Source organism: uncultured Arenimonas sp., assembly GCF_963976025.1.
Taxonomy (GTDB): domain Bacteria; phylum Pseudomonadota; class Gammaproteobacteria; order Xanthomonadales; family Xanthomonadaceae; genus Arenimonas.
In genome coordinates this window covers 1-8,698 of sequence record NZ_CAXBJS010000112.1, presented here as the reverse complement: position 1 = coordinate 8,698, position 8,698 = coordinate 1, and the positions used below count along the sequence as shown (strand labels likewise).

General features: G+C 70.8%; 8 protein-coding genes. All 8 read right to left on the bottom strand.

Features of this window, described 5'->3' with window-relative positions:
• Positions 1–53: 53 nt before the first annotated feature.
• The gene (locus AACZ35_RS09660; protein WP_339828559.1) at positions 54–992 is read right to left on the bottom strand and encodes a 2-oxoglutarate and iron-dependent oxygenase domain-containing protein; all 939 of its coding nucleotides are present in this window, start codon (positions 990–992) and stop codon (positions 54–56) included.
• Between the two features lie 84 nt (positions 993–1,076).
• Positions 1,077–2,420 carry a phosphoglucosamine mutase gene (gene glmM, locus AACZ35_RS09655; protein ID WP_339828557.1) on the bottom strand — a complete coding sequence of 448 codons (1,344 nt, stop codon included), beginning with the start codon at positions 2,418–2,420 and terminating at the stop codon, positions 1,077–1,079.
• 7 nt (positions 2,421–2,427) lie between these two features.
• Positions 2,428–3,321, bottom strand: coding sequence for an acetyl-CoA carboxylase, carboxyltransferase subunit beta (gene accD, locus AACZ35_RS09650; RefSeq protein WP_339828555.1), 894 nt, complete (start codon positions 3,319–3,321; stop codon positions 2,428–2,430).
• A gap of 79 nt (positions 3,322–3,400) precedes the next feature.
• Positions 3,401–4,207 (bottom strand): tryptophan synthase subunit alpha, encoded by an 807-nt coding sequence (trpA, locus tag AACZ35_RS09645; protein ID WP_339828553.1) that lies wholly within the window; start codon positions 4,205–4,207, stop codon positions 3,401–3,403.
• Positions 4,204–5,439: a tryptophan synthase subunit beta gene (gene trpB, locus AACZ35_RS09640; RefSeq protein WP_339828550.1), complete on the bottom strand. Its 1,236-nt coding sequence runs from the start codon at positions 5,437–5,439 to the stop codon at positions 4,204–4,206. The genes trpA and trpB overlap by 4 nt, the downstream gene beginning before the upstream one ends.
• Positions 5,426–6,061 (bottom strand): phosphoribosylanthranilate isomerase, encoded by a 636-nt coding sequence (locus AACZ35_RS09635; RefSeq protein WP_339828549.1) that lies wholly within the window; start codon positions 6,059–6,061, stop codon positions 5,426–5,428. Before AACZ35_RS09635 ends, trpB begins: the two co-directional genes overlap by 14 nt.
• A 44-nt stretch (positions 6,062–6,105) precedes the next feature.
• On the bottom strand, positions 6,106–6,882 hold the full coding sequence (truA, locus tag AACZ35_RS09630; RefSeq protein ID WP_339828548.1) for a tRNA pseudouridine(38-40) synthase TruA: 777 nt from the start codon (positions 6,880–6,882) through the stop codon (positions 6,106–6,108).
• 4 nt (positions 6,883–6,886) lie between these two features.
• The coding region (locus tag AACZ35_RS09625) for a FimV/HubP family polar landmark protein (protein ID WP_339828547.1) at positions 6,887–8,698 on the bottom strand (1,812 nt) is incomplete at its 5' end.

The window sequence follows — 8,698 nt, the reverse complement described above, 5'->3', positions numbered from 1 at the left end:
TGCCAAAGGCAAAGTCAAAAGATTCGCGCCTGAAGGCGCTCCTACAACATGCGTCAGACCAGCTTGATCTCCCGCAAGCGCTCCATCAGGTACTCGTGCCCGGTGATCGGCTCCGGGTAGCGGTCCGGATTTTCCGCGCTGATGCACATCGGCAGCGTCTTGATCAGGAAGTCCGGATTCGGGTGCAGGAAGTACGGCGTCGAATAACGCGGCTTGCGCGCCTCGTCGCCCGGCGGGTTCACCACGCGGTGCGTGGTCGAGGGGTACACGTGGTTGGAAAGGCGCTGCAGCATGTCGCCGATGTTCACCACGATGGTGTCCTGGTCGGCCGTGAACGGCACCCACTCACCCTTGCGCGACAGCACTTCCAGGCCGGCGGCGCTGGCGCCCACCAGCAGGGTGATGAAGTTGATGTCCTCGTGCGCGCCGGCGCGGACGTTGGGCACGTCGGGCGCGGTGATCGGCGGGTAGTGGATCGGGCGCAGGATCGAATTGCCGAAGTTGGTCTTGTCGGCGAACCAGTCTTCCGGCAGGCCGATGTGCAGGGCCAGCGCGCTGAGCACGCGCGAGCCGAGCTGGTCGAGCGCCGTATACAGCCCGTAGGCCACTTCCTTGAACTCAGGGATTTCTTCCGGCCACAGGTTCGGCGGCATCACGTCGGCGTACTTGGAATCGCGCGGGATCTCGCGGCCGACGTGCCAGAACTCCTTGAGGTCGAAGTGCGTCGCACCCTTGGCGGTTTCGATGCCGAACGGCGTGTAGCCGCGGGCGCCGCCGCTGCCGGGCACGTGGTACTTGCGCTTGGTGTCTTCGGGCAGGGCGAAAAAGCGCTGGAACACGTCGTAGGCGCGGTCGATCTGCGCCTGCGAAATGCCGTGGTTGCGGATGCCGGCGAAACCCCATTCGCGGTAGGCGGCGCCGAGCTCGGCCACGAAGGCGTCACGGTCGGTGTCAAAACGCTGGATGTCGAGGGTCGGGATACGGGCGGTCACGGCAGGTTCCAGTGGCGGTTCAAGGGGAGCAAGTCTAGGCCAGGCGGGGTGCAAGCTTTCTTGACGCCGCTCAAGCCGGATGGTTCAGGTGGCGGCGCGCACCACGTCGGCCAGGCGGTCGAGTACATCGCGCATCAGGCCAGCGTCATCGGCTTCGACCGTGACCCGGACCACGGGTTCGGTGCCCGAAGCCCGCAGCACCAGGCGGCCGCGGCCGGCCAGCGCCTTTTCGGCTTCGTCGCGCGCCGCCTGCACGGCCGGCTGGTCCAGGGGTTTGGCCCCGGGCGCGATGCGCACGTTGACCGTTTGCTGGGGCAGCGGCTGGTAGTCGGACAGGGCCTGTTCCAGCGACGTCCCCTGCCGGCGCAGGGACTCGAGTACCTGCAGTGCGCTGACGATGGCGTCGCCGGTGCTGGCGCGGTCCAGGCACAGCAGGTGGCCGGAGGCTTCGCCGCCAAGCACGCCGCCGTTTTCGACCAGGGCCTTGTGCACGAAACGATCGCCCACCCGGGCCCGGATGAAACCAATGCCTTGCCCGGCCAGGCCACGTTCCATGGCGTAGTTGGTCATCAGGGTGCCGACCACCGGGCCGGCCAGGCGGCCGCTGGCCTGCCAGTCGCGCGCCAGCAGGTAGATCAGGCCGTCGCCGTCCACCAGTTGGCCACGCCCGTCCACCATAAGCACCCGGTCGCCGTCGCCGTCGAAGGCGATGCCGAGGTCGGCGCCGGTGTCGCGCACTCGCGCCATCAGCGCTTCGGGGTGGGTGGAACCGACGCCGTTGTTGATGTTCAGGCCGTCGGGTTCGACGCCCAGGGCGTCGACCACGGCTCCGAGTTCTTCGAACACGCGCGGGGCCACCTGGTAGGTGGCGCCGTGGGCGCAATCGACCACCAGGCGCATGCCGCCCAGGTTGAAGTCCTCGGGCACGGTGGTCTTGCAGAATTCGGCGTAACGCGCCAGCGCGTCGTCCACGCGCTGGGCCTTGCCCAGGCGTTCGGAGGGCACGGTGCGGAAGTCCTGGTCGAGTTCGGCCTCGATCGCCGCCTCGACCGCGTCGGGCAGTTTTTCGCCCTGGGCCGAGAAGAACTTGATGCCGTTGTCGTGGTGCGGGTTGTGCGAGGCGCTGATGACGATGCCGGCGTCGGCACGCAGCGAACGGGTCAGGTAGGCGACCGCGGGCGTGGGCATCGGGCCAAGCATGCGCACGTCGGCGCCGGCGGCGACCAGGCCGGCTTCAAGCGCCGATTCGAACATGTAGCCGGAAATCCGGGTGTCCTTGCCGATGACCACCACGGCGTGGTCCCTGCCCTCGCCCACCAGCACGCGGCCGGCGGCGGCGCCCAGGCGCAGCATGAAGTCGGCCGAGATCGGGAACTCGCCAACCCGCCCGCGGATGCCGTCGGTACCGAAATACTTGCGATCGCCCATGCCGCCCTCAGGCCGTCTCGGCCGCGGCCGCCGGGTCGGCGGCCGGCGCCGGCTGGCGCATCATCAGCGCCAGCAGGGACGAGAGTTTTTCGCGCATCTGCCGGCGGTCGACGATCAGGTCGATGGCGCCGTGTTCGACCAGGAACTCCGAGCGCTGGAAACCTTCGGGCAGGGTCTCGCGCACGGTCTGTTCGATCACCCGCGGGCCGGCGAAGCCGATCAGCGCATGCGGCTCGGCGACGTTGATATCGCCCAGCATGCCCAGCGAAGCCGAAACGCCGCCGGTGGTCGGGTGCGTGAGCACCGACACGAAGGGCAGGCCCCTGGCCCGAAGCCGGCCCAGCGCCGCCGAGGTCTTGGCCATCTGCATCAGCGAAAACAGGCCTTCCTGCATGCGGGCGCCGCCGGTGGCGGAAAAACTCACCAGCGGGCAGCCGATGTCGGCGGCGCGTTCGGCGGCCAGCGCAAAACGTTCACCCACCACCGAGCCCATCGAACCGCCCATGAATCGGAACTCGAAGGCCGCCACGCACACCGGCCGGCCCTTGAGCTGGCCCTGCACGGCGACCAGGGCATCGCGTTCACCCACGAGCTTCTGGGCCGCCTTGATGCGGTCGGCGTATTTCTTCTGGTCCTTGAAGTGCAGCGCGTCCACCGGCCCCAGCGCGGCGCCGATCTCTTCGCCGCTGTCGTCGTCGAGCAGCGCCACCAGGCGCTCGCGGGCGCCGATGGCCATGTGGTGCGAACACTTCGGGCACACGCGCAGGTTCTTCTCGAGCTCGGGGCCGTACAGGGCGGCGCCGCACTTGTCGCACTTTTCCCACAAGCCTTCGGGCACGCCGCGCTTGCCGTTGCCCTGGGTGCGGATGCGCGAGGGCATGAGTTTGGTCAGCCAGCTCATTGGTCCACCGGTCTGTTTCTAGGCCCGGCAGTTTATCCCGAAAGGCCGGGGGCGGGCCGCTGCCCTGCCCCGGCCGGCTTCAGGCGGCGTCCAGCGCCCGGCGCAGCGGCGCGAGGAAGGCTTCGGCGCGGGCCGCGGCGTTTTCCGGGCCGTCGGCGCCGGCCAGCGCGTCCACCAGGGCGCTGCCGACCACGACGCCGTCGGCGGCGGGGGCCAGGGCGGCCGCCGAGGCCGCGTCGCGGATGCCAAAACCCACCAGCACCGGCACGTTCGCCCGCGCGCGCAGGTCGCCGGCGCGCTTGAGCACGTCGGTGACATCGAGCTGGCTGCCGCCGGTGACGCCGGCGAAGGACACGTAATACAGGTAACCCTGCGATTCCGAGGCCAGGCGCGCCAGGCGCTCTTCGGTGGTGGTCGGCGCGGCCAGGGAAATCAGGTCCAGGCCGGCGGCGTTGAAGGCCGCGCGGTTGGGGCCGGCTTCTTCGGGCGGCAGGTCCACCAGCAGCACGCCGTCGACGCCGGCCGCGGCGGCGTCGCGCGCGAACGCGTCCGCGCCCAGGATCTCGATGGGGTTGAGGTAGCCCATCAGCACCACGGGCGTGTCGGCGTCGCTTTCGCGGAAGCTGGCCACGCAGCGCAGCACGTAGCGCAGGCCGGCGCCGCGTTCGATCGCACGCTCGGAGCTGCGCTGGATCGACGGGCCGTCGGCCATCGGATCGGAAAACGGCACGCCCAGCTCGATCACGTCGGCCCCGGCGCGCACCAGCGCATGCATCACCGGCACCGTCGCTTCCAGCGACGGGTCGCCGGCGGTGATGAACGGAACCAGGGCCTTGCGGTTGGCCTTCGCGAGCGCGTCGAACTTGAGTCGGATACGTTCGCTCACAGCTCGATACCTTCGCGCTTGGCGATCGTGAAGATGTCCTTGTCGCCGCGGCCGGACAGGTTGCACAGCACCAGCGCATCCTTGGGCAGGTCGCGGGCGAGTTTCATGGCTTGGGCGATGGCGTGGCTCGATTCGAGCGCGGCCAGGATGCCTTCCTTGCGCGCCAGCAGGTGGAAGGCCTCCATGGCCTCGTCGTCGGTGACGCCCACGTAGTCGGCGCGGCCGCTGTCCTTGAGGAAGGCGTGCTCGGGCCCGACGCCCGGGTAGTCCAGGCCGGCGGAGATGGAATGGGTTTCGATGATCTGGCCGTCGTCGTCGCAGATGACATAGGTGCGGTTGCCATGCAGCACGCCCGGGCGGCCCGCGACCAGCGACGCCGCGTGGCGCCCGGTCTCGACGCCGTCGCCTGCGGCTTCGGCGCCGACCAGGCGCACGCCGCGATCGTTGAGGAATGCATGGAAGATGCCGATGGCGTTGCTGCCGCCGCCCACGCAGGCGGTGACGGCGTCGGGCAGGCGGCCGTAGTCGGCCAGCATCTGGCCCCGCGCCTCGTGGCCAACCACCGCGTTGAAGTCACGCACCAGCTTCGGGTACGGATGCGGCCCGGCGACGGTGCCGATGATGTAGAAGGTGTCGCGCACGTTGGTGACCCAGTCGCGCATGGCTTCGTTGAGCGCGTCCTTGAGCGTCTTGCTGCCCGAATGCACCGGCACCACGGTCGCGCCCAGCAGCTTCATGCGGAAGACGTTGGGCGCCTGGCGTTCGACGTCGGTGGCGCCCATGTAAACCACGCACTCCAGGCCCAGGCGCGCGGCCACCGTGGCGCTGGCGACGCCATGCTGGCCGGCGCCGGTTTCGGCGATGATCCGGGTCTTGCCCATGCGGCGGGCCAGCATGGCCTGGCCGATGGTGTTGTTGATCTTGTGCGCGCCGGTGTGGTTCAGGTCCTCGCGCTTGAGCAGGATGCGCGCGCCGCCCACGTGTTCGGACAGCCGGCGGGCTTCGTAGATCGGGCTGGGCCGGCCCACGTAATGTTTGTATTCGTACTCGAGTTCGGCCTGGAAGGCCGGGTCGCGCCGGGCCGCGTCGTAGGCGGCTTCAAGCTCGCGCAGCGGTTCGACCAGGGTTTCGGACACGAACACGCCACCGTAGCGGCCGAAGTGGCCGGCGGCATCGGGGAACACATTGAAGTCGGCGATCTCCGACGCCTGCGGGTTGTCAGCCTTGGACACTGCGGTCTGCACGTTTCACCTCTTCCACGAATTGCTGCATGCGCCCGCCATCCTTGATGCCGGGCGCGCTTTCGATGCCACTGGACACATCCACCGCGAACGGGCGCGCGGTGCGCACCGCTTCGCCGACGTTGGCCGGCCGCAGCCCCCCGGCCAGGAACACCGGCTTTCCAAGCGAGGGCACGCGGGACCAGTCGAAGCGCTCGCCGCTGCCACCGGGCTGGCCGGGGGCGTGGCCGTCGAGCAGGAAGGCACTGGCCGAAGGGTAGCGTTTCCGCTGCGCCGCCGCATCGCCCGCCTGCCCGCCCATGGCCAGCACCTTCACGAACGGCAGGCCGAAGCCGCGGCAGAAGGCGTCGCTTTCGCTGCCGTGGAACTGCAGCAGGTCGGGTTTGAGCTGGCGCACCAGGGCCTCGACTTCGCTGCCCGGGTTGTCCATGAACAGGGCCACCGCGTGCACCAGCGGCGGGATGGCCTGGCGCAGCGGCTCGGCGCGCGCGGCGTCCAGGCAGCGCGGGCTGCCCGGCGCGAACACCAGGCCGATGGCGTCCACGCCCAGCTCGACGGCCAGGCGGACGTCGCCAGGGCGGGTCATGCCGCAGAATTTGATCCGGGTTCGCATGCAGCCATTGTAGGCCGTACGCGTGTGCGTACCGTGCAGGTGGCTCAGTCGCCGTCGAAGGCCACGTCTTCGGGCAGCGCCCAGCGCCGCGGATAACGCGGGCCCAGGAACACCAGCCCGTTCGAAGGCGCGGTCGGGCCGGCGACGGTGCGGTCGCGGCCGGCCAGCACCTCCGCCACCCAGGCGCCGGGCTGTTCGCCCCGCCCCACCAGCAGCAGGCTGCCGACGAAGTTGCGCACCATGTGGTGCAGGAAGGCATTGGCCTGGACGTCGATGACCACGTGTTCGCCGTCGCGCCGCACGGAGATTTCGTGCACGTTGCGGCGTGCGTGTTTGGCCTGGCAGTGCACGGTGCGGAAGGCGCTGAAGTCGTGTTCGCCGACCAGCGCCTGGGCGGCGCGGTGCATGGCATCGGCGTCCAGCGGATGCCGTTCCCAGGTGAGGTAGTGACGAAGCATGGCCGGCCGCACGCGGCGGTTGAGCACCGTGTAGCGGTAGCGGCGGGCGCGCGCGGCATAGCGGGCATGGAATTCGGGGTCCACCGGCTGGCACCACAGGATGCTCACGCCCGGCGGCAGCCGGCTGTTGCCGCCCTGGCGCAGCGCATAGGGCGTGCGCTCGGCGTCGGTGTCGAAATGCACGACCTGGCAGCGGGCGTGCACGCCGCTGTCGGTGCGGCCGGCGCAGACCACGTCCAGCGGGTGGTCGACCACGAAGCCCAGGGCCTTTTCGACCGCAGCCTGCACGGTTTCGCCCTCGGCCAGCCGCTGCCAGCCGAGGAAACCGGAACCGTCGTATTCGATGCCCGCGGCGTAGCGCACCGGGTCAGCCGATCTCCCGCAGCAGGCGTTCGGCTTCGGCGCGTACGGCGGGGCTGCCTTCGGCCACGACTTCCTCGAGCATGCCGCGGGCACCGTCGACATCGCCGATGTCGAGGTAGGCCTTGGCCAGCTCGATCTTGGTGGCGCTGGCGTCGTCGTCGGCGCTGGCGGCGGCATCGGCCAGTTCGGTGTCGGTGCCGGTGCCTGGGTCGGCGGCCGGGGCATCCGGATCGACGAGTTCGAAAGCGTCGTCGGATGCCAGGTCGGATTCGGGCTCGAGCAGGAACTCGGGCTCCGGCTCCGGCGTCGCTTCCGGTTCGGGCGCGGGCGCCGGTGCGGGCGCGGGTTGCACCGGCCCCGCCTGCGCCAGGCTGTCCCAGTCTTCGTCGGCGGCGTCCTGGCCCGGGGCGGGCGTCGCGGCCAGCGCGGCCAGGTCGGCAAGGTCCTCGTCGGACGGCGGGGCCGGCGGCGTCGGCTGCGCGGCCGGGGCCGGCGTCGCCGGGCTCGAGGGCATCACACCGGTGTCGCCGAAACGCGGCGTGTTCCAGCCGGCCTGGCTGAACAGCGCATTGCCCGGGGCCAGGGCCACGCCCATGACCACGGCCTCGCGCCAACGCGGGTCCAGGGTGCTGCGGACCTGCAGGCGCATGGCCTGGGCGGCGCTTTCGTAGGCCTGGCGGTCGCGCTGCTTGTGCAGGTGGCGCAGCAGGCTGATGTGGGCTTCCAGGTCCGCGGGCTGGGCGTCGATGGCGGCCTGAAGACGGTCGCGTTCGGTATCGGCGGGGCTTGCGTCGGCCGGCGTCGCGGCAGCGGTGGCGGTGGTGGCAGCTGCGTCCGCGGCGCGCGCGCCCGGCAGGCTGGCCTTGACGGCGTCATCGTCGGAAATGCGGCGCGGCGGCACCTTCAGCGGCGCCGGCTTGCCCTTGCCGCGCAGGGCCAGCACCAGGCCGCCGAGCAGGACCAGGCCGGCGCCGATCAGCACCATCGGATTGAGGTACCAGGGCGAAGCCGCGGCCGGTTCACTGGCGGCCGGTTCCGCGTCGGCCGGGCCTTCGGCAGGCGCCGCTGGCTCTTCGGCCTCCGGCGCGGGCGCCGCTGCCACGGCCGGGGCCGGGCTCTCGCCTTCGGCGGCGGCCAGGCGTTCCTGCAGGGCCTTGAGCTGGCTGGACTGCATTTCGATCAGGCGCTGGCTGTCGCCCTGCTGGGCTTCGAGCTCGGCGATGTGCGAACGCAGTTCCTGGATCTCGACTTCGCGGGCGGCCAGGTCTTCCTTGGCCTGGGTGAGTTCGGCGCGCAGTTCGGCGCCGCTTTCACCGGCCGCGGCGCCGGACTGCACGCCGCGTGCGGACTGGGCGTCACCGGCAGGCGGCACGATTTCCAGGCGGCCTGCCGGCGCCGGGGCGCTGGAGGGTGCGTCGGCGGACGGCGACGGACGGCTGTCGGCCACCGACTCGGCCGGCTGCGGCACGGGGCGACGACGCGCCTGCCAGGCCTCGGCCTGGGCGCGCACCAGCTGCGCGGCTTCGGCGGCGCCAAGCTGGCGCACTTCTTCGGAAGCCGGGATGCGCAGTACCGCGCCGCGCTTGAGCTGGTTGATGTTGTCGTCGATGAAGGCTTCGGGATTGGCCCGCTGCAGCGCCAGCATCATCTGGTTGACGGTGACCGCCGGGTCGGGACGGGTATTGCTGGCGATCGACCACAGGGTCTGGCCGTCGGCGACGGGGCCGTACTGGCCCGGGTCGGCCGGCGCCGGCGGCGGCGGCGGCGGCGGCGGAGCAGGCATCGGAGCCCAAACCGGTTCGGGCTGGGCGACGAC

Excerpts from the sequence above, each read along its gene's own strand:
- glmM (WP_339828557.1), bottom strand. The coding sequence starts at position 2,420 with ATGGGCGATCGCAAGTATTTCGGTACCGACGGCATCCGCGGGCGGGTT.
- accD (WP_339828555.1), bottom strand. The coding sequence starts at position 3,321 with ATGAGCTGGCTGACCAAACTCATGCCCTCGCGCATCCGCACCCAGGGC.
- AACZ35_RS09635 (WP_339828549.1), bottom strand. The coding sequence starts at position 6,061 with ATGCGAACCCGGATCAAATTCTGCGGCATGACCCGCCCTGGCGACGTC.